This is a genomic window from Citrobacter sp. C5_2, assembly GCF_014596845.2.
Classification (GTDB): Bacteria; Pseudomonadota; Gammaproteobacteria; order Enterobacterales; family Enterobacteriaceae; genus Citrobacter; species Citrobacter werkmanii.
This window is the reverse complement of sequence record NZ_CP115032.1, coordinates 1037177-1063358: the sequence shown is the minus strand read 5'-3', so window position 1 is coordinate 1063358 and position 26182 is coordinate 1037177. Positions and strand designations below refer to the sequence as shown.

Here is a 26182-nt window from a genome sequence, read left to right as displayed (position 1 = left end):
ACGAGATATTTCTCTATTTAACAGTGTGACCCTAATTGTCCCATAACGGAACTCCATGACCAACTACAGCCTGCGCGCACGCATGATGATTCTGATCCTGGCCCCGACCGTCCTGATTGGTTTGCTGCTCAGTATCTTTTTTGTTGTGCATCGCTATAACGACTTGCAGCGTCAACTGGAAGATGCCGGCGCCAGTATCATAGAGCCACTGGCGGTCTCCAGCGAATATGGCATGAACCTGCAAAACAGGGAATCCATCGGCCAGCTCATCAGCGTACTGCATCGCCGCCATTCCGATATCGTGCGGGCAATTTCTGTCTATGACGAGAATAACCGGCTGTTTGTCACCTCCAATTTTCATCTCGATCCGTCTGAAATGCAGCTGGCGACCGGTTCACCGTTTCCCCGTAAGCTGAGCGTCACCCGGCTCGGGGATATTATGATCCTGCGAACGCCAATTATATCGGAAAGCTATTCGCCGGATGAATCTGCCATAAGCGACGCCAAAAATACGCAAAATATGCTGGGGTATGTAGCGCTTGAACTGGACCTCAAGTCGGTTCGACTGCAGCAATATAAAGAGATCTTTATCTCCAGCGTAATGATGCTGTTTTGTATTGGTATTGCGTTAATTTTCGGCTGGCGTCTGATGCGCGACGTAACCGGCCCGATTCGCAACATGGTGAATACCGTTGACCGTATACGTAGAGGGCAGCTCGACAGCCGTGTGGAAGGTTTCATGCTGGGCGAGCTGGATATGCTCAAAAACGGTATCAACTCGATGGCGATGTCTCTTGCAGCCTACCATGAAGAGATGCAGCACAATATCGATCAGGCGACTTCCGACCTGCGTGAAACCCTGGAGCAGATGGAAATTCAGAACGTCGAACTGGATCTGGCGAAAAAACGCGCACAGGAGGCGGCCCGAATTAAGTCTGAGTTCCTGGCTAACATGTCGCACGAGCTACGCACCCCGCTGAATGGCGTGATTGGCTTTACGCGCCTGACGCTGAAAACCGAGCTTAACACCACGCAACGCGATCACCTGAATACGATTGAGCGATCGGCCAACAATCTGCTGGCCATCATCAATGATGTGCTCGATTTCTCCAAACTGGAAGCGGGCAAGCTCATTCTGGAAAGCATTCCGTTCCCGCTACGCAGCACGCTGGATGACGTCGTCACGCTGTTAGCGCATTCGTCCCATGATAAAGGGCTTGAGCTGACGCTGAATATTAAGAATGATGTGCCGGACAACGTCATCGGCGACCCGCTGCGCTTACAGCAGGTCATTACCAATCTGGTCGGCAATGCCATCAAATTTACCGAAGGCGGTAATATCGACATTCTGGTCGAGAAACGCGCCCTCAGTAACACGAAAGTGCAAATTGAAGTGCAAATCCGCGATACCGGCATCGGTATCCCTGAGCGCGATCAGTCACGCCTGTTCCAGGCCTTCCGTCAGGCGGATGCCAGTATTTCCCGCCGCCACGGCGGTACCGGACTGGGCCTGGTCATTACGCAAAAACTGGTCAACGAAATGGGCGGGGATATCTCCTTCCATAGCCAGCCGAACCGCGGATCCACCTTCTGGTTCCATATTAGTCTCGATCTCAACCCTAACGTTCTCATCGATCGCTCGACAACCCGGTGCCTTGCTGGTAAACGACTGGCTTATGTCGAACCTAACGCCACTGCCGCGCAATGCACGTTAGATATATTAAGTGAAACGCCGCTGGAGGTGATTTACAGCCCTTCATTCTCCGGGCTGCCGAAGGATCACTACGATATTCTGCTGATTGGCATTCCGGTCACGTTGCGCGAACCGCTCACCATGCAACATGAGCGGCTGGCAAGCGCAGCGGCGATGACCGATTTCCTGTTATTAGCCCTGCCCTGTCACGCACAGATTAACGCCGAGAAATTGAAACAAGGCGGCGCGGCGGCGTGTCTGCTGAAGCCTCTCACCTCAACCCGACTACTGCCTGCGCTGACAGAGTATTGCCAGTTGAACTACAGCGCGGATCAGCCATTGCCAGATGAAAGCAAAATCGCCATGACCGTTATGGCGGTGGACGACAACCCGGCGAACCTCAAGCTGATCGGCGCACTGCTGGAAGATAAGGTACAGCACGTCGTACTCTGCGACAGCGGGCACCAGGCGGTGGATCGCGCCAAACAGATGCCGTTTGATCTGATCCTGATGGATATTCAGATGCCCGACATGGACGGTATTCGCGCCTGCGAACTGATCCACCAGTTGCCTCATCAACAACAGACGCCAGTTATTGCGGTCACCGCGCATGCGATGGCCGGGCAAAAAGAGAAGCTGCTCAGCGCCGGGATGAATGATTACCTGGCGAAGCCTATCGAAGAAGATAAGCTGCACAATCTCCTGTTACGCTACAAACCCGGCGCGGCCACATCGCTTAGGGCGCTCGCAGTTGAACCTCCGGAGCCGGTCGTCAATCCGAATACCACGCTCGACTGGCAACTGGCATTAAGACAAGCCGCAGGGAAAAACGATCTGGCGCGGGATATGCTGCAAATGCTGCTCGATTTTCTACCCGAGGTGCGCAACAAAATTGAAGAACAACTGGTAGGCGAAAACCCTGAAGGGCTGGTGGATATGATTCATAAGCTGCACGGTAGTTGCGGCTATAGCGGCGTCCCGCGCATGAAAAACCTGTGCCAGCTCATTGAGCAACAATTACGTAGCGGGACCAAAGAAGAAGAGCTGGAGCCTGAGTTTTTAGAGCTGCTGGATGAAATGGACAACGTTGCCCGCGAAGCGAAGAAGTTGTTGGGCTGATATTCGCCGGATGGCGGCGTGACCGCCATCCGGCCTGTAACTCAGCGTAACTGTTGCCCCGCTTTCAGCGTCGCAGCCACGTTGCGCGCGGTCATGCGTACGTTCTCACTTGCATTCTTCAGCGCCTCATCCAGCGAACAAATGGTATAGATGACGCTGAAAACCGCATCCAGCCCATGTAGGTGTACAACACCGACATCCGCCGTCAGGCTACCGGCAATGCCGATCACCGGTTTGTTGTAACGCTTTGCGATCTTCGCCACGCCAACCGGAACCTTACCGTGAATAGTCTGGCTGTCGATACGCCCTTCACCTGTCACCACTAAGTCTGCATCCGCAACGCAGGCATCCAGGCGTAACGCATCCGTCACGATCTCAATACCGCGGCGTAGCTGTGCGCCGCAAAACGCATACAGCGCCGCCCCCATACCGCCAGCAGCGCCACCGCCGGCCAGCTCCAGCACATTGACGTCCAGATCGCGCGCGATCAGTTGCGCATAGTGCGTAAGCGCCCGATCAAGACGCGGAATCATCTCCGCCGTCGCCCCCTTTTGTGGGCCAAAGACCACGGAGGCTCCTTCTTTACCGGTCAACGGGTTAGTGACGTCGCAGGCCACTTCGATACGACATCCGGCAAGACGCGGGTCTAACTGCGAGATATCAATCCGGGTGAGCGATTCCAGGCCCATCGCGCCATGGGCAATATCTTCATCTTGCGCATCCAGCAACCTTGCGCCCAGCGCCTGCACCATACCAGCACCGCCATCATTGGTGGCGCTACCGCCAATCCCGATGATGATATGCTCCACGCCCGCATCCAGCGCATGACGAATTAGCTCCCCGGTTCCCCAGGAGGTCGTTTTCAGCGGATCGCGTAAATTAGCAGGAACCTGCTCCAGCCCGCTGGCGGCTGCCATTTCAATAAACGCCGAGCGCTCATCGCCGGATAAACCATAAAAAGCCTGAATTGTATTGCCCAAAGGGCCGGTAACATCAACATGCACAAGGTGGCCTTGCGTAGCGGCAACCATCGCTTCGACCGTTCCCTCACCGCCATCTGCGACCGGGATCTTCACGTAATCCGCCTCAGGCCAGATCTCACGGAATCCCAGTTCAATCGCCGTTGCGACTTCAAGCGCACTCAAACTTTCCTTATAGGAATCCGGTGCGATCACTATTTTCATAAAGCATCCTTACGCATGTTGACTGTGTTAAGCATACACCAGGAGGAAAACCGCTCCATTCATGGGAGCGGTCCCAGTTCGCTTAGCGTACCATGCACGGGCGCTTATTATCAAATGTCCAGTTCGGGATCAGATACTGCATTCCCATCGCATCATCACGTGCACCCAGTCCATGTTGCTGATACAGCTCATGCGCTTTCATCACCTGATCCATATCCAGCTCCACGCCCAGGCCCGGTTTCGCCGGAACCTGCACCATACCGCCCTTGATTGCAAAAGGTTCTTTGGTCAGTCGCTGGTTACCTTCCTGCCAGATCCAATGGGTATCGATAGCGGTAATTTTCCCAGGCGCCGCCGCCGCGACATGAGTAAACATCGCCAGCGAAATATCAAAGTGGTTGTTAGAGTGCGAGCCCCAGGTCAGCCCGAACTCATGGCACATCTGCGCCACGCGAACAGAACCCTGCATCGTCCAGAAGTGCGGATCCGCCAGCGGGATATCCACGGACTGCAACGACAGGGTATGCCCCATCTGACGCCAGTCGGTAGCGATCATATTGGTCGCCGTCGGCAGCCCGGTAGCTCGACGGAATTCCGCCATCACTTCACGACCGGAGAAGCCCTGCTCTGCGCCGCACGGATCTTCCGCATAAGCCAGCGATCCTCTCAGGTACTTACCAATTTTAATCGCTTCATTCAGCGACCATGCGCCGTTGGGATCGAGCGTGACGCGCGCCTGTGGAAAGCGTTTCGCCAGCGCCACAATAGATTCCGCTTCTTCTTCCCCGGCCAGTACGCCGCCTTTCAGTTTGAAGTCGTTGAAACCATATTTCTCATACGCTGCTTCCGCCAGACGCACTACCGCGTCCGGGGTCATCGCCTCTTCATGACGCAGGCGATACCAGTCGCATTTTTCATCCGGTTGGCTTTGATACGGCAGCGGCGTCGCTTTACGGTTACCAACGAAGAACAGATAGCCAAGCATTTCGACTTCGCTACGCTGCTGACCATCGCCCAGCAGAGATGCGACGTTGACGCCCAGATGCTGACCTAACAGATCCAACATCGCCGCTTCGATCCCGGTAACCACATGAATAGTGGTACGTAAATCGAAAGTCTGCAAACCACGGCCACCGGCATCACGATCGGCAAACGTATTACGTACCGCGTTCAGTACGTTTTTGTACTCACCCAGCGTTTTACCCACCACCAGCGGAATGGCATCTTCCAGGGTCTGACGAATTTTTTCGCCGCCAGGAATTTCCCCTACCCCGGTATGGCCAGAGTTATCTTTAATAATCACAATATTACGTGTAAAGAACGGGGCATGAGCACCGCTCAGGTTCATCAGCATGCTGTCATGGCCCGCAACCGGGATCACCTGCATAGAGGTCACGACGGGGGTAGTAAATTGTGCGCTCATATTTAAATCCTTATTCAAAATTAGTGGCGGCCGAAAACGGGACGTTTACGGTCAAAAGTCCATCCGGGAATCAGGTACTGCATCGGGCCTGCGTCATTACGCGCGCCGCCGGGCAGCGCCTTATAGGCCTCATGGGCTTTCTGTATCTGCTCCCAGTCCAGCTCCACGCCCAGACCGGGCGCATCGGGTACCGCAATTTTTCCGTTTTTAATCTCCAGCGGATTTTTGGTCAGACGGCAATCGCCCTCCTGCCAGATCCAGTGGGTGTCGATAGCCGTCGGGTTGCCCGGTGCCGCGGCGCCAACGTGGGTAAACATCGCCAACGAAATATCAAAATGATTGTTGGAATGGCAGCCCCAGGTCAGGCCCCAGTCATCGCATAACTGTGCCACGCGCACCGCGCCGGAAAGGGTCCAGAAGTGCGGATCGGCCAGCGGAATATCTACTGAGTTCAGCATCACCGCATGCCCCATTTCACGCCAGTTGGTGGCGATCATATTGGTCGCCACCGGCAGACCGGTCGCACGGCGGAACTCGGCCATCACTTCGCGGCCTGAAAAACCCTGTTCGGCACCGCACGGATCTTCAGCATAAGTCAGAACATCGTTCAGCCCTTTACACAGGGAAATGGCTTCATCCAGCAGCCAGGCCCCGTTGGGATCAACCGTAATACGCGCCTCCGGGAAGCGTTTTTTCAGCGCACGAGCGGTGTCGATTTCTTGCTCGCCGGGCAGTACGCCCCCCTTGAGTTTGAAATCTTTAAAGCCGTAGCGATCTTGCGAAGCCTCTGCCAGGCGCACCACCGCTTCACTGTTCATCGCTTGCTGGTGACGCAGGTGATACCACTCATGGTGGCCCGGCGTGCTCTCCAGATACGGCAGATCGGTTTTGCTGCGATCGCCGACATAGAACAGATAGCCGAGCACAGTGACCGCATCGCGCTGCTTGCCTGGCCCTAACAGTTCACAAACCGGAACGTTCAGCGCCTTGCCCAGCAGATCGAGCAATGCGGCTTCAAGCGCGGCCACCGCATTAACCCGCAGTTCAAAGGTCCAGGCGCCTTTGCCGAAAGTGTCAAAGTCAGCGGCCTGGTTGCCTTTATGCACCTGCTGAACCACTTTATTCAGACGCGCGACTTCCTGTCCCAACACCTGTGGGATTGCATCCACCAGCGTCTGATAAATCACTTCACCGCCCGGCGCTTCACCAACCCCGGTATTGCCGGCGTTATCGGTGAGCACCACGATATTGCGGGTGAAATATGCGTTATGCGCACCGCCAATATTGAGCAGCATGCTGTCATGCCCGGCCACCGGGATGACCTTCATATCGGTAATAACGGGACTCGATTGTGTTGTCATCGTCATTGTCCTGTGACAGGTTTCAATTCGATACGTTTAATATCCCCCACCAGCACCAGATAACTGACGACAGCAATCAGCGCATGTACCCCTACGTAAATCAACGCGCCGTTAAACGAGCCGGTAGTGCCCACAATGTAGCCAATAGCAATTGGCGTGACGATGCCGGAAATGTTGCCAAACATATTGAACAGGCCGCCGCTCAGACCGCTGATCTCTTTTGGCGCGGTATCGGCCATCACCGCCCATCCCAACGCGCCGATGCCTTTACCGAAGAAGGCCAGCGCCATAAAGCCGATGATCATCCACTCAACGTTGACGTAGTTACAGAACACCATCACCATCGATAACAGCATCCCCATGACGATTGGCGTTTTACGCGCGATATTCAGCGAACCGGTACGGCGCATCAGCCAGTCGGAAATAATGCCGCCGAGCACGCCGCCCGCAAATCCGCAAATGGCCGGGACAGAGGCAACAAAGCCGGCTTTCAGAATGGACATACCTCGCGCCTGCACCAGATAAACCGGGAACCAGGTGATAAAGAAGTAGGTCAGCGCATTAATGCAGTATTGGCCAATATAAATACCGATCATCATTCGCGAACCCAGCAGTTGTTTGATCTGCCCCCACTTCACGCTGAACGGTACTTTAGCTTTGGCTGCCGCCTGATCCATATTGATCAGCGCCCCGCCTTCGGCAATGTATTCCAGCTCTTTTTGGTTTACGCCCGGATGCTGGTTCGGTTCATGAATCACCTTCAACCAGATAAAGCTGATAACAATTCCGAGACCGCCCATAAAGAAGAACACGTGTGACCAACCCACTTCATGGGTCAGCCAACCCATGATTGGCGCGAAGATAACGGTGGCAAAGTATTGCGCCGAGTTAAAGATAGCGACCGCCGTGCCCCTTTCCTGCGCCGGGAACCACGCCGCCACAATACGACTGTTGCCGGGGAAAGAGGGGGCTTCGGCTAACCCTACGAGGAAGCGCAGGGTAAACAGCGCGACGATAATACCGAAGCCGCTAAAGATATCGACGAAGCCCTGCAGCAGGGTAAACATGGACCAGATAAAAATGGACCAGAAATAAACACGTTTGGAGCCGAAGCGATCGAGCAGCCAGCCGCCGGGGATCTGGCCGATGACATACGCCCATGAGAAAGCGGAGAATACATACCCCATGCCTACCGCATCCAGGCCAATGTCTTTGGCCATCTCCGAACCGGCAATGGATAAGGTGGCGCGATCGCCGTAGTTGAAGGATGTGACGATAAACAGCATCACCACTATCCAGTAGCGAGCGTTAGTGCGTTTTTCCGCGCTGCTCGCCGCCTGACTTAATGAACTCATTGTTGCACTCCTGAATCCTGGCTTGCGCCAGTTCATTCTGTACAGCACCTGTAGGGTGATCAGAATGAGAGGTTAGTGTGTGGCAGTTTTGGTACAGCTCAGGGCCGTTTTATTCTGACTCGCTGCCATTCCGGAAACTGACGGGAAAAGTATATGAAGGAGTGCCACTTTCCCTCACCGTGCATGAACACAACATTAGGGAGGCAGTGAGAAGTTGTTTGGGGCATAAGCCCAAAGCAATGGAAGTTAGTTCACGTAATTGGGGTTTTATTGCCGGGTGTCGGCTTCGCCTGACCCGGCCTACGGTTTTCTAATGGGGGTTGTATGCCCGTGCGGGCGAGGGATTATTTAAGCAAGGTGCCCCAGTTTTCTACCCAGGGATTAGATTCGCTTTCCGGTTCAGGATGCTCGCTGGCATCAATCAGCAGCATTTCACCTACGCGCTGCGCGCTTTGTTCCTGTAACAGCGCATCGAACTGCTTGCCGCCATTGCAAAAATTAACGTAGCTGCTGTCGCCAAGCGCAATGACGCCATAACGCAGATTCGGCTGGAAACCAAGACTATCTTTGATTCCCTGAAACAGCGGTACGATGCTATCCGGCAGATCGCCCTGCCCGGTCGTTGAGGTTACCACCAATGCATATTTATCCTGATATGCCTGCCAGTCGGTAAGCTCCGGGTCTTCAAATACCGTGGCTTTATGGCCCTGCGCAGTTAAAATCGCCTCGGCCTCTTCGGCAACCAGCAGCGCGTTTCCATACATCGTGCCGACAAAAATTCCAATTTCCGCCATAACCTTTATCTCCAGGGACTTAAGAATCTATCTGTTCATCCTGACCTGACAGCCCGCTGAACTCAACCCTTTCATTCTCCGGGAGAAGTCCACGCCAGCCAAACTGTGACAGCGCCTGCATCCAGACCTCATCCAGCCCGGCGCGAATAACCAACGGCTCGCCAGTGAAAGGATGAGTCAGCTCAAGCTGACTGGCATGCAGCATCAAGCGCTGACAGCCGAAATGCTCTGCGGCGCTGCGGTTTTGCCGTAAATCACCATGCTTGCTGTCGCCAATAATCGGATGGCGCAAGTGAGCCAAATGGCGTCTGAGCTGGTGCTTACGACCGGTCTGAGGCTCCAGTTCCACCAGCCCGTAACGGGTAGTGGGATAGCGCCCGGTCGCCACCGGCATTTCAACCGTCGCCAGACCGCGATAATAGGTGACCGCAGGCTGCGGCTCTTTATCCTCGCGGGCAAATTTATCGGCTATCTTATCCAGCTCTTCCACCAGCGGGTAATCCAGCACGGCGTCGTCCATCAGCCAGCCACGCACAATCGCATGATAGCGTTTCTGCATTTGATGATGTTCAAACTGCTGAGACAGCAACCGCCCGGCTTCGCTGGACAACCCCATCAGCAGCACGCCGGAGGTCGGTCTGTCGAGCCGGTGGGCGGTAAACACGTGCTGACCAATCTGGTCGCGCACCGTTTGCATCACCACTACTTTCTCATCGCGGTCGAGCCAACTGCGGTGAACCAGCCAACCAGAAGGTTTATTGACCGCAACCAGCCATTCGTCCTGATAGAGGATCTCCAGCATCAGGCGTTATCACTTGTAAATAGCGCATCCAGTTCCTGCAATGCCGTCAGGAGAATGTCGCGTTGCGGGTGATCGGCCGTCAGCGCCATTTCGTAATACGGTGCGATGGCAAAAGCCTGCGGTAGCGGCTGCGCATTATCAAGCAGCGTATGCATGCGGGGAATCAACACCCACTGCAGCCATTCGACCGGCTCCATGGTATCCATACAAAAAGGCTGCGTGCTGGCAAACAGATGCTCTGCTGGCTCGTCCATCCGCCAGTGATGATGTTCACGCAGTAGCGCTTCAAGCGCGTGTAACTGCTGGCGCACACGGTCATGAGTCGTCATGAAATTAACCTCAATGATGAAAAATCTGGCGCGAAGAATAGCATTAGTGAAGAGGAAATAAAAAAAGGGAGCACTGTAAAAACAGTGCTCCCGGTTCGTTTCGCAGCATTCCAGCTACTTTTGGTGCTCCCTGCTCATCCGTGACAACTTTTCCTGTGGTCTTGCGACCTTGTTCATCCTGAACTTTTGCATCCTGCTCACACCACCCCGATGTGAAAACTTCATCCTGAAGCGTCCTGGCCATCCTGACCCGCCGAACATCCTGACCGGCTCTCATTCTCCATCCTGGAGGTGTCCTTTAACGCATCCCGCGCTTTCCTCTTTGCTTCATCCTGAAGCCTGTCCTTGCAACACCATCCTGGTGTGTCCTGCCGAAGAGCCATCATCCTGATGTTCACTTCGTTGTGCGACTCCTTGTCGACGGATATAGAATCGCCTGTTTCGCTTTGTCTTACAAGATACCTACAGACATACCCTTAAGATAATTTTCATATGAAAGTTGACAATAAAATATTAACAGATTGAATTATAAGTAATTATTAGTTTTTCAATTCATTAAGTCTTCACTTATTACCTGGCAATGTCCTACAGGGTTTGTAAGAGATATCTCACACGATTGAGGGCAAAATGGATTACAGAACTGGCTTAAGTTGAGTGAGGAATTCCGCAAGCGAAGCCGCCAGCACCGTTCGTTGACGGGTGCCCAGCGTTTCTTTGCACACTTCACCGGACAGATTGCACACCGAGATGACATCAAGTTCGTTGTCCTGCGTGGCAATAAAAAGCGTAGGCGAGAGCTTGAGTCGCTTTTGCGTAACCAGGTGACCAATCAGGTTTTCCTGGACGCGCCTGAAGTCATCCTCACTCCAGGTTTGCAGCAACGTCAGCTTTTCATTCGCAAACTGCGCGTGCATATCCCCGGCAAACTGGGTGGTGTAAAAAGCATGAACGGCAGGTTGTATCACAATGTCAAAGGCACGTTCAACCGCATTGACGTTTTTTTCACCGACAAAAGGCTGAGGTTGCCAGTAAACCGCATCGTTAGTGGAAGAAATGATGCATGGTGACGGTACGCCATACAGCTCTTCGCTGAGCGGCCAGCTGTTGTTTTTGTCATGCCACGCGTCGCAATAACGCGTCGTAAAGGCTGTCAACGCCTGCGCTGTCAATTCGTCCACTGATTTCTCTCTTCACAAAAGCCAGGATACACTTGTCGCATAGTGTATCTGGTTTATGACGGTGAAACATGTCTTCTTATGAAAATCATCGGGCGCTTGACGGCCTGACTCTCGGTAAATCAACGGATTACCGGGATAATTACGATGCCAGTTTGTTGCAGGGCGTTCCGCGCAGCCTCAACCGCGACCCGCTGGATTTAAAGGCCGATAATTTGCCTTTCCACGGTGCCGACATCTGGACGCTGTATGAACTGTCATGGCTGAATGCTAACGGCTTACCGCAGGTTGCGGTCGGTCATGTGGAGCTGGATTACACCAGCGTAAATCTGATTGAATCGAAAAGCTTTAAGCTGTACCTGAACAGTTTTAACCAGACGCGTTTTGACTCCTGGGAGGCGGTACGCCAGACGCTGGAAAACGATCTGCGCGCCTGCGCTCAGGGCGATGTCAGCGTGGCGCTATACCGCCTTGACGAACTGGAAGGACAACCGATCGCCCACTTTAACGGCACCTGTATCGATAATCAGGATATCGTCATTGATAACTACCAGTTCAGCACTGAATATCTGGAAAATGCCGTGAGCGGCGAGAAAGCGGTGGAAGAGACGCTGGTCAGTCACCTGCTGAAATCCAACTGTCTGATCACCCACCAGCCCGACTGGGGCTCCATACAAATTCAGTATCGCGGACGCAAAATCGACCGGGAGAAGCTGCTACGTTATCTGGTCTCCTTCCGCCACCATAATGAATTTCACGAGCAGTGCGTGGAGCGTATTTTCAATGACATTCTGCGCTTCTGCCAACCGGAGAAACTGAGCGTCTACGCGCGCTACACGCGGCGTGGCGGTCTGGACATTAACCCATGGCGCACCAATACCGATTTCACGCCAGCTACGGGCCGACTGGTACGTCAGTAATCTTTTTTCTCAATTTTGCGTGTCGGATTCCGCGCGCAAGGTTGTGAAAGGTCATCAGCCAGGGCTATTGTAACTACCAGGGAATGACGTTTTGCGTCCCATAAGGAGTCTACTTGATTACACATATTAGCCCACTTGGCTCAATGGACATGTTGTCGCAGTTGGAAGTCGAATTACTTAAACGCACGGCCAGCAGCGACCTGTATCAACTGTTTCGTAACTGTTCACTTGCCGTTCTGAACTCCGGTAGTCTGACCGACAACAGCAAAGAACTGCTGTCCCGCTTTGAAAATTTCGATATTAACGTGCTGCGCCGCGAACGGGGCGTGAAGCTGGAACTGATTAACCCGCCTGAAGATGCGTTTGTTGATGGGCGCATCATTCGTGCGCTGCAGGCCAACCTGTTTGCCGTGCTGCGCGACATTCTGTTCGTCAATGCTCAGATCCATAACGCGGGTCGTTTTCAGCATCTGGATCTCGAAAGTTCAGTGCATATTACCAACCTGGTGTTCTCGATCCTGCGTAACGCCCGGGCGCTACATGTCGGTGAAGCGCCGAACATGGTCGTCTGCTGGGGCGGTCACTCAATCAACGAAAATGAATACCTGTATGCGCGTCGCGTCGGCACCCAGTTGGGCCTGCGTGAGTTGAACATCTGTACCGGCTGCGGTCCGGGAGCGATGGAAGCGCCAATGAAAGGCGCAGCGGTCGGTCACGCCCAGCAGCGTTACAAAGACAGCCGCTTTATTGGTATGACTGAACCGTCAATCATCGCCGCTGAGCCGCCTAACCCGCTGGTTAACGAACTGATCATCATGCCGGACATTGAAAAACGTCTGGAAGCGTTCGTGCGCATCGCCCACGGTATTATCATCTTCCCGGGTGGCGTCGGGACTGCGGAAGAGCTGTTGTATCTGCTGGGGATCCTGATGAACCCGGCTAATAAAGATCAGGTGCTACCGCTGATTTTGACCGGACCAAAAGAGAGCGCCGATTACTTCCGCGTGCTGGACGAGTTTATCGTGCACACGCTGGGGGAAGATGCCCGCCGACACTATCGCATTATCATTGACGATGCGGCGGAAGTTGCGCGCTTGATGAAAAAAGCGATGCCGTTGGTAAAAGAGAACCGTCGCGACACCGGAGACGCCTACAGCTTTAACTGGTCGATTCGTATCGCACCTGATTTACAGATGCCGTTCGAGCCGTCCCATGAAAATATGGCTAACCTGAAACTGTATCCGGATCAACCCGTTGAAGTTCTGGCGGCCGACCTGCGTCGTGCATTCTCGGGTATTGTGGCCGGTAACGTGAAGGAAGTCGGCATTCGCGCCATCGAAGAGTTTGGCCCGTACAAAATCCACGGTGACCGCGAAATGATGCGCCGCATGGACGATCTCCTGCAGGGGTTCGTTGCGCAGCATCGTATGAAGTTGCCAGGCTCCGCGTACATCCCTTGCTACGAGATCTGCGCCTGACCTTCAACACCCGATAGCAGACGCTATCGTGGTGACAGTTTTGTCCATATCAAAGCCGGGTTTGGCGCAGTCGCCTCCCGGCTTTTTTTAGTGATACCAGTCATATAGCTCAGACGATTATATAAATACCAATGATATGTCGTTAAAAATCACGCGCCACGCAAACGATTACCTCCAAAAACCAACCGTTATTTATCTCAGGAAATTATTATTAGTCGCCAAAATCCTCTAAAAACAACAGTTTTTACAGCGCAACGCTCGTATCTTCGCGCCTTCGCTTTCATGAGATATGTCGTTAATGTTAGCCTCTGCGCCCGTAAATTCGCTTTGACTATTTTTTAACAGATTAATGGTCCAAATTTATCCACATAAAAGGTGGATTATTGCATTTGGGATCGCGATCACTGATACATTCATTACTAAAATGTATCTTTCCGCCCGCAAATTATTACGGCGAAAAATTATATAAAAAATCGCTCAACGAATTTCGATTTACAGTCGGGTTCTTTCTCATTGGATTGACCCCAAACCCGACTTTTTAAGCTTCCTCCAGGAGAAATAGATGGAAAACACTCAAACCAGCACTATCGTTACGGGCCAGACCCGCAGCGCATGGCGCAAGACGGATACCATGTGGATGCTGGGCCTTTACGGCACGGCGATTGGCGCGGGTGTATTGTTCCTGCCGATTAACGCAGGTGTAGGCGGTATGATCCCGCTGATCATCATGGCAATCCTTGCCTTCCCAATGACCTTCTTTGCACACCGTGGCCTGACCCGCTTCGTGTTGTCCGGTAAAAACCCGGGTGAAGACATTACTGAAGTTGTAGAAGAACACTTTGGCGTTGGCGCAGGTAAACTGATTACCCTGCTCTACTTCTTCGCAATCTACCCGATTCTGTTGGTTTACAGCGTAGCAATCACCAATACCGTTGAAAGCTTCCTGACCCACCAGCTGGCGATTACTCCGCCGCCGCGTGCCATCCTGTCTCTGATCCTGATTGTCGGCATGATGACCATCGTGCGCTTCGGTGAGCAGATGATCGTGAAAGCGATGAGCATCCTGGTATTCCCATTTGTTGCTGCCCTGATGCTGCTGGCTCTGTACCTGATCCCTCAGTGGAGCGGCGCGGCGCTGGAAACACTCTCTTTTGACTCTGCGGCTTCTACCGGCAACGGTCTGTGGATGACTCTGTGGCTGGCGATTCCGGTAATGGTGTTCTCCTTCAACCACTCTCCGATCATCTCCTCCTTCGCCGTGGCGAAGCGTGAAGAGTACGGTGATGACGCTGAGAAGAAATGCTCCAAAATCCTGGCATTCGCTCACATCATGATGGTACTGACCGTTATGTTCTTCGTTTTCAGCTGCGTACTGAGCCTGACCCCGGCGGATCTGGCTGCAGCGAAAGAGCAGAACATCTCTATCCTGTCTTACCTGGCGAACCACTTTAACGCGCCGATTATCGCCTGGATGGCGCCAATCATCGCGATGATCGCTATCACCAAATCCTTCCTCGGCCACTACCTGGGCGCACGTGAAGGTTTCAACGGTATGGTGATTAAGTCTCTGCGCGGCAAAGGCAAAACCATCGAAATCAACAAACTGAACAAAATCACTGCGCTGTTCATGCTGGTAACCACCTGGATTGTGGCGACGCTGAACCCAAGCATCCTCGGTATGATTGAGACCCTGGGCGGCCCAATCATCGCGATGATTCTGTTCCTGATGCCGATGTATGCCATTCAGAAAGTACCGGCAATGCGTAAATACAGCGGCCATATCAGCAACGTCTTCGTTGTAATTATGGGCCTGATCGCTATCTCCGCAATTTCCTACTCTCTGTTCAGTTAATTCCCCTGCGCCGCTCCCCGGGGCGGCGCACCTCGATACACAATGGACGCCTCATGATTAGCGTATTCGATATTTTCAAAATCGGCATTGGCCCTTCCAGCTCCCATACTGTTGGCCCGATGAAAGCAGGCAAACAATTCACGGATGACCTGATTGCACGCGGAATCCTCACTGACATAACCCGCGTAGTGGTTGATGTTTATGGTTCTTTGTCCCTGACGGGGAAAGGCCACCATACCGATATCGCAATTATTATGGGTCTGGCGGGTAATCTGCCGGATACCGTAGACATTGATGCCATCCCGGCCTTTATCCAGGATGTGAACACTCATGGGCGTTTGCTGTTGGCGGACGGTCAACATGAGGTCGAATTCCCGGTCGACAAGTGCATGAATTTCCATACGGACAATCTGTCCCTGCACGAAAACGGGATGCGTATTACTGCACTGGCGGGCGAAAAAGCCGTTTACAGCCAGACTTACTATTCCATTGGCGGTGGGTTCATCGTTGATGAAGAACACTTTGGTTTACCGAACAGCGCTCCGGTAAACGTACCGTATCCGTATAAATCTGCGGTGGATTTGCAACGTCATTGCCAGGAAACCGGCCTGTCGCTTTCCGGCCTGATGATGCAAAACGAACTGGCGCTGCACAGCAAAGAAGAGCTGGAACAGCACTTTGCCAACGTCTGGGAAGTGATGCGTAGCGGGATTGAGCGTGGTATCACCACCGAAGGCGTATTGCCGGGTAAACTGCGCGTTCCGCGTCGTGCGGCGGCGCTACGGCGTATGCTGGTAAGCCAGGACAAAACCACCACCGACCCGATGGCTGTTGTTGACTGGATCAACATGTTCGCGCTGGCCGTGAATGAAGAAAACGCTGCCGGTGGACGTGTGGTTACCGCGCCAACCAACGGCGCATGCGGGATTGTTCCTGCCGTGCTGGCTTACTACGACAAGTTTATCCGCGAAGTGAACGCTAACTCGCTGGCACGCTACATGCTGGTCGCGAGCGCCATCGGTTCACTGTACAAGATGAACGCCTCTATCTCCGGCGCCGAAGTCGGCTGTCAGGGAGAGGTTGGCGTAGCCTGCTCCATGGCAGCGGCCGGTCTGGCTGAACTGCTGGGCGGTAGTCCAACGCAGGTATGCATCGCGGCGGAAATCGGTATGGAACACAACCTGGGTCTGACCTGCGATCCGGTTGCCGGCCAGGTTCAGGTACCGTGCATTGAGCGTAATGCCATTGCTTCGGTCAAAGCGGTTAACGCCGCGCGTATGGCGCTGCGCCGTACCAGCGAACCGCGCGTGTGCCTCGATAAAGTCATCGAGACCATGTACGAAACCGGGAAAGACATGAATGCCAAATACCGCGAAACCTCTCGCGGCGGTCTGGCGATGAAGATTGTCTCCTGCGATTAAAGCTCTGCCTATTGCCGGATGGCGGCTAACGCCTCATCCGGCAAAATGTTGATTTCAGATATTCGCCTCCCCCCGCCGTGAATGTTACCCTACAGCCTGATTTGTTAGGGAGAACACCGTGGCCGTCCACTTACTTATTGTCGATGCACTGAATCTTATCCGCCGCATTCACGCCGTACAGGGATCTCCCTGCGTGGAGACGTGCCAGCACGCGCTCGATCAATTAATTGTGCACAGTCAGCCCACGCACGCCGTGGCGGTATTTGATGATGAAGCGCGCAATAGCGGCTGGCGTCACCAAAGACTGCCTGATTACAAAGCCGGTCGTCCACCGATGCCAGATGACTTGCATCAGGAAATGCCCGCCTTACGCGCCGCTTTTGAACAGCGCGGCGTCTGCTGCTGGGTCTCCAGCGGTAATGAAGCCGACGATTTAGCCGCTACGCTGGCGGTTAAAGTTTGCCAGGCGGGACACCAGGCCACCATCGTCTCCACCGATAAAGGCTACTGTCAGTTGCTCTCCCCGACGCTGCGTATTCGCGACTATTTTCAGAAGCGCTGGCTGGACGCACCGTTCATTGAGAAAGAATTTGGCGTGCTGCCGCAACAACTGCCCGATTACTGGGGGCTGGCCGGGATCGGTAGTTCAAAGGTTCCTGGCGTGGCAGGTATTGGCCCCAAAAGCGCCACACAATTGCTGACGCAGTTTCCAACGCTGGAAGGGATTTACGCGCATCTTGATGAGGTGCCGGAAAAGTGGCGCAAGAAGCTTGAGATGCATAAAGAAATGGCGTTTCTGTGTCGCGATATCGCACGACTGCAAACGGACTTACATATCGACGGGAATTTACAGCAGCTACGGCTGGCTCGGTAGTGTTATTGCCGGATGGCGGTGTAAACACCTTATCCGGCCTACTTATCGTACAACCCTGTAGGCCGGATAAACGCCGGGTGATTACCAGGCGGTATGGTACAGCTCAACGATATCGCCCAGGCTCGCTTCACGCGGATTTCCCCCGGTACAGACATCATCAAATGCAGCCTGCGCCAGCGCAGGAATATCCTCTTTGCGTACGCCAACATCGCGCAGGTGCCGCGGGATCCCAACATCGTGGTTAAGGGCAAATACCGCATCCACCGCCGCTTTCCGTGCTTCTGCCAGCGTCAGTCCTTCAACCTTCACGCCCATCACCCGGGCGATATCGCGGAATTTCTCCCCGGTGTATTCGGCGTTATAGTACATCACATGCGGCAGCAAAATGGCATTTGCAACGCCGTGCGGGGTGTTATAAAACGCGCCCAGCGGGTGCGCCATGCCATGAACTAATCCCAGACCAACGTTGGAAAAACCCATTCCCGCCACATACTGGCCCAGCGCCATCGCTTCCCCCGCCTGACTGTCGCCCGCGACCGATCCGCGTAAAGCCCCGGCAATAATTTCAATCGCTTTAAGGTGCAGCGCATCGGTAAGCGCCCACGCCGCGCGTGTGATGTATCCTTCAATGGCATGGGTCAGGGCATCCACACCCGTGGCCGCTTTTAACGCCGCAGGCATGCCGTCCATCATGTCAGCATCGATAAACGCCACCTGCGGAATATCGTGTGGATCGACACAAACAAACTTACGCCGGTTTTCTTCATCCGTGATCACGTAGTTAATGGTCACTTCCGCCGCCGTCCCTGCTGTGGTTGGGATAGCCATAACCGGCACGCTCGGGCAGCGCGTCGGGGATAACCCTTCGAGGCTGCGTACATCCGCAAACTCAGGGTTATTGTTGATAATGCCAATCGCTTTACAGGTATCCTGCGGGGAGCCTCCGCCAATGGCTATCAGATAATCTGCGCCACTTTGCTCAAAGACCGCCAATCCTTCCTGCACCACCGCAATGGTTGGGTTAGGTATAACACCTGAATAGATGTCCCACGCCAGACCCGCGTCATCCATCCGGGACGTCACCTTCTCGACAACACCGCACCGCACCAGGTTTTCGTCGGTCACAATCAGCGCCTTGCGATAACCACGACGGATGACTTCATCGGTCAATGCACCAACAGCTCCCCGGCCAAACCATGCCGTTTCGTTCAGAATCATTCTGTTCGCCATCGTATTTCTCCTTTTCGCTATGCGAAATTACTCTTCAATTCGTAATCCGTAAGATTTGAATTTCTCCAGCACAATAGCGATCTCCTCATCGTCCAACACCGGAACCGGATCAACAATGGCCAGGGTGCTCAGATAAAGGCGCGCCAGAACTTCCACTTCATGCGCCAACCACAGTGCTTTTTCCAGATTCGCTTCACAAGCAATCAGCCCATGGTGCTGTAAAAGCGTTGCCTTACGGTTTTTCAGGGCGACGCTCACATGCTCTGACAGCTCTCGTGTACCAAACGTCGCATAAGGCGCACACGGAATAGAGTTTCCCCCCGCCGCCGCAATCATGTAATGGATTGCCGGAATTGGACGGTTGAGAATCGAAACGGCCGTACAATGCACAGCATGGTTATGGACGACCGCATTGGCGTCCGGACGCGTCTGGTAAGCCGCCAGGTGAAAACGCCATTCGCTGGAGGGTAACTGACCTTTATCATATTTTCCGTCGTTATCTACATACACGATCATGTTTTCAGTAAGTCTTTCATAAGGAATACCGCTGGGCGTGATCAACATCCCATTCTCATATCGCGCACTCACATTTCCCGCCGTCCCCTGATTTAATCCAAGGCTGGTCATTTCAAGACAGGTTTCAATGATTTCTCGTGACAAACGCATTCTTTCCATAATAATTCTCCGGGTACAGTTTCTCCTCGTCTTTAATTGCGAAAAATGTAGCCGCAGAGTAAGACGGGTCAGGTTTCAGATATGGGCAGCCACTGAATGTGTTTATTCAGATCCAGTTGGCCGATTTATTTATAGCAACGTATTATTGTTGTCTTACGCGCTTAATAAGTTTCATCGGTACTTTTACAGTTTCTTTAATCGGTTGGTCGTCTATGGCACTCATCATCATATCGAATGCTTTTTCCGCCCAAACATTTTCATCCTGCTGCATTGACCAGACATTATTGGCGAGGAATCCCAGCATCGGATGTTCATCGAATGTGCCAATATTAATATCAGGTGGAATTGTGCCGAAACGATGGCGAATAGCGTTAATAGCACCCTCCAGTACGGGTAATGATGAGGCTATAAACGCCTGTGGCCGGCCCTGTTCACCAATCAATCTATCCATCAGTTGAAAGCCACCTTCAGGAGTGTTGTCAGGACCTTCTCGCACCCAATCACGGTGATGAATACCATTATTCTTCAAAGAATTAAGGTAACCTTGCAGACGATCGCCAATACTGGGTAATCCGGTATCTCCGACTAAAAACCAGATTGGAGCCTTTCCGGCATCAAACAAACTTTGCGTCAACTTTTCGCCGCCTAAAATATTATGACTTTCAACCAATGCGTTATCGGTATACTTAAAATCACGGTCCAGTAACACCATCGGTTTTCTGACCTGGCGTAAATGGTGTTGCTGATTCTCCAATGTAGAGGGAACAATAAAAAGGCCATCAACATTGCGAGCGATTAACGCTTTGGTCAATTTATTTTCGTAATCAACATCATCATAGGTACAGCTAATCATTAACTGATAACCGGAGCGACGACAGCGTTGCTCAAGTTTCTCGGCGAGAGTGGCAAAAAAAACGTTGGAAATATTGGGAACAATCAGTCCCAATGTATCCGTTTTATTCAATTTCAGGCTACGGGCTGAATGGTTTATGACGTAACCATAGCGCTCAACATATTCATTAATACGCGTTTGGGTTTTGACACTGATTCGATATTGCTCTGCTTTCCCGTTCAGCACCAGTCGTACGGTCGTAACCGATAAATTCAGATCGCTGGCTATCTGTTCTACTGTTTTAGCCATTTATATGCCCCAGTCCACATCCAAAAACGTCAATCTCCAATCATAAAAGTATTTTAAACTTTTGTCTTACTGCATAAGCTGGTTAATCGCCTGCTGCTGATCCCACATCATCAGATAAGCCTGGTATTTGCGGTCATAGAAGTCCCGCCGTGCCGGATTAGCCTTAATAATCTCGCCGGAGCGAACCATCGCCTGGCATGCAGATGGAATATTCGCCCACGCGCCGCTTGCTACCGCGCCGGTGATAGCTGCCCCTAACGTCACTGCATCTTCTTCCTGCATAAGATGAATATCGCATCCGGTAGCATCGGCATATTCCCGCATCCACAACGGGTTATGCGTTGCGCCGCCGCACAGCGCCAGTCGGGAAATGGTATGGCCGTTTTCACGCATCACTTCCATAATGTGCCGCGTGCCGCAGGCAATCGCCTGTAACGTCGCCAGGTACAGGCGAGCCACCTGCATCTCGCCTCGCTCAAGAGTCAAGCCGCAGACGCTGCCCCGTGCATCGGGTCGCGCGCGGGGGGAGCGATTGCCATGGTGATCGGCCAGCACATGCAAATAACGACCAGGTTCAAACTCCTTCCTCTCAAGTTCCGCAACCCATTCGTTGACTAAAACGATCGGATGGCAACCCCGCGCCTCGGCCTTATGAAATAGCTCGGCACTCGCGCCTGATTCCTGGAGCGTCCAGTCGACCAATGCCCCAGCAGCGCTTTGCCCTCCCTCCGTCAACCAGTAACCAGGCAGCATGGCAGACCAATACGGTCCCCATACGCCCGGCGTATAAATTTCCTGTTTGCTGCACAGCATATGGCAATTTGACGTTCCGCTAATCAACGCTAACGTTCCCGCAGGCTCAACGCCAGCAAGCGCCAAACCGCCTGCATGGGCATCAATCATCCCACTGGCGACGACAACTGCCGTCGTCAGCCCCAGCGCCTGGGCCGCATCGGCGCTAAGCGTTCCCACAGCGGCGCCTGGCGGAAGAATATGCGACGGGATTTTGCCCGTTAAATCCGTTAATTCTACGGCGTCGAGCAGAGAGTGGCTAAAGCGTTGTTCATGGGCCAGATAGTTCCATTTACAGGTCAGCGTACACAGACCGGCAACGTCACTCCCGGTGGCTTTACAGACAAGATAGTCAGCCAAATCGTAAAAACGATGCGCACTGTGCCAGGTTGCAGGAAAGTGTTTTTTTAGCCACAGCACCTTGGGAAGCTCCATTTCGACGCTGACTTCACCGCCAACGTAACGCAGAGCCGGATCCTGCGTAGCGTTAATATGCTGAGCTTCCTGCACCGCGCGATGATCCATCCACATGATGATGTTATGGTCTGATGGTTCGCCTGGTGAAACCGCCAGGCCCTGCCCCTGCTCGTCGAGAGCCACCAATGAACAAGTGGCATCGAATCCCAGTGAACGGATATCCTCAATGCAGATCCCGGATGACGATACTGCCCCCTTAACCGCATCGCAAATCTGCTGCCAGATTTCTGCAGATGACTGCTCAACCCGATCGGGGCCGGGTCGAAACTGCGAGATAGGGTGTGTCGCAAAGGCCAGACGTTTGCCGCTGGCATCGAACACACCCGCCCTGACACTGGCAGAGCCGACATCCACACCGAGGAAATATCCACTGCTCATAGTAACTCCCTGACGTTAGCTAATAGTGGGGCGAGTACCTCGCCCCAACGCTCTTATTTTTTACCGAATGGGTGTAACAGCTTGTCAATTTCTGGGGTATCAATGTTCTTCGCACTAACGAATTTCACCGGAATATCAATCTCTTTTGGTACAGACTGACCGGATACCGCCGCATTCAGCGTCTTGATACCCTGATAGCCAATCTGGTAGGCGTCCTGCACAACAAAGCCCTGAATCACCCCGGACTTCAGGAAGGCAATAATGGCCTCGGTGCTATCAAAACCAATCACCTTCACTTTGCCTTTCAGGTTTTGACTATCAATTGCGTTTGCTACGCCGAGCGTTGAGCCTTCATTCGTGCCATAAATCCCTGCAATATCCGGGTTGGCCTGAATCATATCGATGGTTTTATCCATCGCTTTTTGCGGATCACCATCGCTATACTGGACCGGTAGCACCTGGATATCCGGATATTTCTCCTTCATGCGGGCAATAAACCCTTCTGAACGCTCAATCGCTGAGGAGGTCCCTGCTACGTGCGCAATAATGCCCACTTTTCCTTTGTTGCCCACTTCTGCTGACAGCGCGTCTGCCGCTTCAGCCCCGGCTTTACGGTTATTCGTGGCGACAAAACTGACCGGAATATCAGAATTCACACCGGAGTCAAAGGTCACAACTTTAATGCCGCGTGAATTTGCGGTCTCAACTAATGGCGCCAGCGCATTGGCATCTAACGCGGCCAGTAATAGTCCATTAGGTTTTTGCGCCATCGCGTTTTCAACTAACTGAATCTGCTCGGCAATCTGAGTTTCATCCGCCGGCCCCACGTAGCTGGTTTTGTCACCCAACTCTTTTGCTGCCGCTTCCGTCCCCATTTTTACGGTTTGCCAGAATTCATGCTGGAAACCTTTACTGACCACGGGAAGATTCATATCTTTAGCCAAAACGCTGGATGTCATACAGGCCAGCAGGGATAACGCATAGACAAAATTCCTGGTTCTCATTGTTTTACTCCGTTCTGAGTGAGTCACCCTAAACGTCAGGGTTATGATGTCCCGTGACTTCCGGGAGCGTAAATCAACGAATTTTTTTGCGTAATGTGTCGAGATAAACCGCAGCAATGACCACTATCCCCATGGCCACCATTTGCCAGAACTGGGAAACACCCATCAGGTTCAGACCATTTTTCAACACGCTCATAATAAATGCGCCAATGATGGTGCCGCCGATGGTGCCAATCCCGCCCATCAGACTGGTACCGCCAATAACGACCGCCGCGATAGCTTCCAGCTCATAACCCACACCGACCGTCGGCTGCCCGGAGTTTAAACGTGAGGCCAGAATGACCCCGGCAATCCCGGTCAGCAGACCACAAAAGGCGTAGACGAAAATTTTCACGCGCTGCACTTTAATCCCGGAAAGATGTGCCGCCACCTCATTACTGCCCACCGCGTAAACATAGCGGCCTATCACCGTTTTCTTCAGGATGTACGCGGCGATGAGCGCCACCACCACCAGGTAAAAAACGGGATAGGGCAGCACATCAAACAACCGTCCCTGGGCCAGCATTTTGAAGGTGGGGTAATCAGCGAAGTAAATCGCGCGGCCATCGGTCATCACCATATTGATACCTCTGACGGACATCATCAGACCCAGCGTGGCGATAAAAGGCGGGATAGTCATTTTGGTGACCAGCAGACCATTGATATAGCCGCATAATCCTCCAGCCAGTACACCTGCAAGAATACAGACGGGCAGAGGCAATCCCAGCGTGGCGCAGATACCTACCGCGACACCAGAAAATGCCACGACTGAACCGAGAGAAAGGTCGATCCCTGAAGTGATAATGACGAAGGTAACGCCAATCGCCATAATGCCAATCACCGAGGTTTGCAGGGCAATTGTCATAATGTTTTCAGTGTTAAAGAAAAACGGCGAACCAAAACTAAAAAATATTACCAAAATAATCAGACTTAAAAGTGGCGCAAGGCGCATTAAAAGTTCTTTATTAATTTTTATTTTCTTATTATTGCTGTCTGAAGAGGTTACAGAGATAGTCATAAGTTAGTCCTCTAACGTCGCATATTGCATGATTTTTTCTTGTGTGGCGTCATCAGAAGCTAGCTCCCCGGTAATACGCCCATTACGCATCACTAAAATGCGATCGCACATACCCAGCACTTCCGGTAATTCAGAGGAGATCATGATAATTGATTTCCCTTTTGCCACCAGCCGATTCATTAATTCATAAATTTCAAGCTTGGCCCCCACATCAATCCCGCGAGTGGGTTCATCAAAGATGAGAATATCGGTGTCTTTACACACCCATCGGGCAATAATAATTTTCTGCTGATTACCACCACTTAAATTCAAGGCGGCTTGCTCTAAATGTGGTGTTTTAATACGTAGGGCTTTAACCTGTTCCTCGCTGGTTTTCTGGCAACGTTTGCTGTCCACATTGCCAAAACGATCGGAATACTCAGGGTAATTGCCCAACATAATATTGCGCTCAACGGACAGTCCTAATGCCAGTCCCTCTTTTTTCCTGTCCTCGGTTAAATAGCTGATACCCTGTTGGATAGCATCAGGAATATCTTTAATCACCGTAACTTTACCGTTCAGCTTAAGGGTTCCACCATTAATGGGATCCGCGCCAAAAATCGCCCGCGCCAGCTCAGTACGCCCTGCGCCCATCAGACCGGCGAAGCCCAGGATTTCTCCTTGGTAAAGCGTGAAATCAATATTGTTCAATACACCATTACGCGTCAGCCCACTCACTTCCAACACGGGCTTACGTTGAGCCAAAGGTTCACGGCGAGGATAAATATTACCGAGGTCACGCCCAACCATCATGGCAATCAGGTCGCTAATTTTGACCGCATCATAATCCACGGTGGCAATAAACTGCCCATCGCGCATTACCGTAGCGCGATCGGCAATCAGCGCCAGCTCCTCCAGTCGGTGCGAAATGTAAACAATGCCAGTCCCCTGTTCTTTCAATAAACGGGTTACCTGAAACAAGCTGTCGATTTCCGTTTCCGTCAGTGCCGCCGTAGGTTCATCCATAATAAGAATCTTGGCATTGACCGATATCGCTTTAGCTATCTCAACCATTTGTTGTTGAGCAACGGTCAGATCGGCAACCAGCGTGTCTGGGGCGATATTCAGGTTTAACTTTTGCAAAATATCGATCGCAGCCTGCCGCTGTTGTTTTTCGTCCAGACGCCAGCGATTATTTTTGCAAAACTCCCTGCCAATAAATATATTTTCTTCAACGGTGAGTTCAGGGAATAGGTTAAATTCCTGATGAATAATCGTGATACCTGCACTTTGCGCACTTAACGGGTTAGCGAAAGTAACCGGCTGCCCCTCAAAAATAATCTCCCCTTCGTCAGGCTGATAAACACCGGATAAGATCTTCATCAACGTAGATTTTCCTGCGCCATTCTCACCCAGCAGCGCATGAACCTCACCTTTGTGTAAAGCAAAATCCACATTACTCAACGCTAATACGCCGGGAAAACGTTTCGTAATATGACTCATCTGTAAAAATGTTTCAGACATTGCTGCTTTCCTCAATATACAGAAACTGCAGTCAGTGAATCAGGCGAAAACAAGATTCCAGAGGGCCATCGTCACCGTTAATGCGAATACTACTTACAAGTTCATATGCGTTTTATCAATCATGCTAACTCGAGTTAGCGAAGTG

Annotated in this window: 22 protein-coding genes; 7 read left to right on the top strand and 15 right to left on the bottom strand. The window is 52.5% G+C overall.

Features of this window, described 5'->3' with window-relative positions:
- The first annotated feature begins 55 nt into the window (after positions 1-55).
- Entirely contained in the window at positions 56-2812 is a 2757-nt protein-coding gene (gene barA / locus ICA20_RS05190; RefSeq protein WP_038633206.1) for a two-component sensor histidine kinase BarA, read from the top strand.
- Positions 2813-2853: 41 nt separating this feature from the next.
- On the opposite strand, the gene ICA20_RS05185 is transcribed toward barA, so the two are convergent.
- From ICA20_RS05185 to ICA20_RS05155, 7 genes are all read right to left on the bottom strand, one after another.
- Positions 2854-3996 (bottom strand): glycerate kinase, encoded by a 1143-nt coding sequence (locus ICA20_RS05185; RefSeq protein ID WP_038633208.1) that lies wholly within the window; start codon positions 3994-3996, stop codon positions 2854-2856.
- Between the two features lie 82 nt (positions 3997-4078).
- Entirely contained in the window at positions 4079-5419 is a 1341-nt protein-coding gene (gudD, locus tag ICA20_RS05180; RefSeq protein WP_038633210.1) for a glucarate dehydratase, read from the bottom strand.
- Between the two features lie 20 nt (positions 5420-5439).
- On the bottom strand, positions 5440-6780 hold the full coding sequence (locus ICA20_RS05175; RefSeq protein ID WP_038633213.1) for an enolase C-terminal domain-like protein: 1341 nt from the start codon (positions 6778-6780) through the stop codon (positions 5440-5442).
- 2 nt (positions 6781-6782) lie between these two features.
- Positions 6783-8135 (bottom strand): galactarate/glucarate/glycerate transporter GudP, encoded by a 1353-nt coding sequence (gene gudP, locus ICA20_RS05170; RefSeq protein ID WP_038633216.1) that lies wholly within the window; start codon positions 8133-8135, stop codon positions 6783-6785.
- Positions 8136-8479: 344 nt separating this feature from the next.
- Positions 8480-8929 (bottom strand): flavodoxin, encoded by a 450-nt coding sequence (locus ICA20_RS05165; RefSeq protein ID WP_038633219.1) that lies wholly within the window; start codon positions 8927-8929, stop codon positions 8480-8482.
- 19 nt (positions 8930-8948) lie between these two features.
- Entirely contained in the window at positions 8949-9731 is a 783-nt protein-coding gene (gene truC, locus ICA20_RS05160; protein WP_038633222.1) for a tRNA pseudouridine(65) synthase TruC, read from the bottom strand.
- The gene (locus ICA20_RS05155; RefSeq protein ID WP_038633225.1) at positions 9731-10060 is read right to left on the bottom strand and encodes a YqcC family protein; all 330 of its coding nucleotides are present in this window, start codon (positions 10058-10060) and stop codon (positions 9731-9733) included. Before ICA20_RS05155 ends, truC begins: the two co-directional genes overlap by 1 nt.
- Between ICA20_RS05155 and ICA20_RS05150 the strand changes: the two genes are divergently transcribed.
- Complete coding sequence (locus ICA20_RS05150) at positions 10049-10204, top strand: hypothetical protein (RefSeq protein ID WP_155268622.1); 156 nt, start codon at positions 10049-10051, stop codon at positions 10202-10204. The genes ICA20_RS05155 and ICA20_RS05150 overlap by 12 nt on opposite strands.
- A 488-nt stretch (positions 10205-10692) precedes the next feature.
- Here the strand turns inward: ICA20_RS05150 and syd are convergent, their stop codons facing one another.
- A complete protein-coding gene (gene syd, locus ICA20_RS05145; protein ID WP_038633227.1) occupies positions 10693-11238 on the bottom strand; it encodes a SecY-interacting protein in 546 nt (181 codons plus the stop codon).
- Between the two features lie 68 nt (positions 11239-11306).
- On the opposite strand from syd, the gene queF reads away from it, so the two are divergent.
- From queF to xni, 5 genes are all read left to right on the top strand, one after another.
- Complete coding sequence (queF, locus tag ICA20_RS05140) at positions 11307-12155, top strand: NADPH-dependent 7-cyano-7-deazaguanine reductase QueF (protein WP_038633229.1); 849 nt, start codon at positions 11307-11309, stop codon at positions 12153-12155.
- A 113-nt stretch (positions 12156-12268) separates the two neighbouring features.
- On the top strand, positions 12269-13633 hold the full coding sequence (ppnN, locus tag ICA20_RS05135) for a nucleotide 5'-monophosphate nucleosidase PpnN (protein ID WP_038633231.1): 1365 nt from the start codon (positions 12269-12271) through the stop codon (positions 13631-13633).
- A gap of 562 nt (positions 13634-14195) precedes the next feature.
- A complete protein-coding gene (locus ICA20_RS05130; RefSeq protein ID WP_006687002.1) occupies positions 14196-15485 on the top strand; it encodes an HAAAP family serine/threonine permease in 1290 nt (429 codons plus the stop codon).
- A 53-nt stretch (positions 15486-15538) separates the two neighbouring features.
- Positions 15539-16906 carry an L-serine ammonia-lyase gene (locus ICA20_RS05125; RefSeq protein WP_038633233.1) on the top strand — a complete coding sequence of 456 codons (1368 nt, stop codon included), beginning with the start codon at positions 15539-15541 and terminating at the stop codon, positions 16904-16906.
- Between the two features lie 118 nt (positions 16907-17024).
- Positions 17025-17780: a flap endonuclease Xni gene (gene xni / locus ICA20_RS05120; protein ID WP_038633235.1), complete on the top strand. Its 756-nt coding sequence runs from the start codon at positions 17025-17027 to the stop codon at positions 17778-17780.
- 81 nt (positions 17781-17861) lie between these two features.
- Here xni and fucO read toward each other — a convergent pair whose 3' ends face one another.
- The 7 genes from fucO to ICA20_RS05085 form a co-directional block, all read right to left on the bottom strand.
- Positions 17862-19010: a lactaldehyde reductase gene (fucO, locus tag ICA20_RS05115; protein ID WP_038633238.1), complete on the bottom strand. Its 1149-nt coding sequence runs from the start codon at positions 19008-19010 to the stop codon at positions 17862-17864.
- 27 nt (positions 19011-19037) lie between these two features.
- Positions 19038-19685 (bottom strand): L-fuculose-phosphate aldolase, encoded by a 648-nt coding sequence (fucA, locus tag ICA20_RS05110; RefSeq protein WP_003034062.1) that lies wholly within the window; start codon positions 19683-19685, stop codon positions 19038-19040.
- A gap of 142 nt (positions 19686-19827) precedes the next feature.
- Positions 19828-20826 carry a LacI family DNA-binding transcriptional regulator gene (locus ICA20_RS05105; protein ID WP_038633242.1) on the bottom strand — a complete coding sequence of 333 codons (999 nt, stop codon included), beginning with the start codon at positions 20824-20826 and terminating at the stop codon, positions 19828-19830.
- A 66-nt stretch (positions 20827-20892) separates the two neighbouring features.
- Positions 20893-22473: an FGGY-family carbohydrate kinase gene (locus tag ICA20_RS05100; protein WP_038633245.1), complete on the bottom strand. Its 1581-nt coding sequence runs from the start codon at positions 22471-22473 to the stop codon at positions 20893-20895.
- Positions 22474-22526: 53 nt separating this feature from the next.
- Complete coding sequence (locus tag ICA20_RS05095) at positions 22527-23477, bottom strand: ABC transporter substrate-binding protein (RefSeq protein WP_038633248.1); 951 nt, start codon at positions 23475-23477, stop codon at positions 22527-22529.
- 73 nt (positions 23478-23550) lie between these two features.
- Positions 23551-24534, bottom strand: a complete 984-nt coding sequence (locus tag ICA20_RS05090; RefSeq protein WP_038633251.1) for an ABC transporter permease — start codon at positions 24532-24534, stop codon at positions 23551-23553.
- A 3-nt stretch (positions 24535-24537) separates the two neighbouring features.
- Positions 24538-26037, bottom strand: a complete 1500-nt coding sequence (locus tag ICA20_RS05085) for a sugar ABC transporter ATP-binding protein (RefSeq protein ID WP_038633254.1) — start codon at positions 26035-26037, stop codon at positions 24538-24540.
- Positions 26038-26182: the final 145 nt, after the last annotated feature.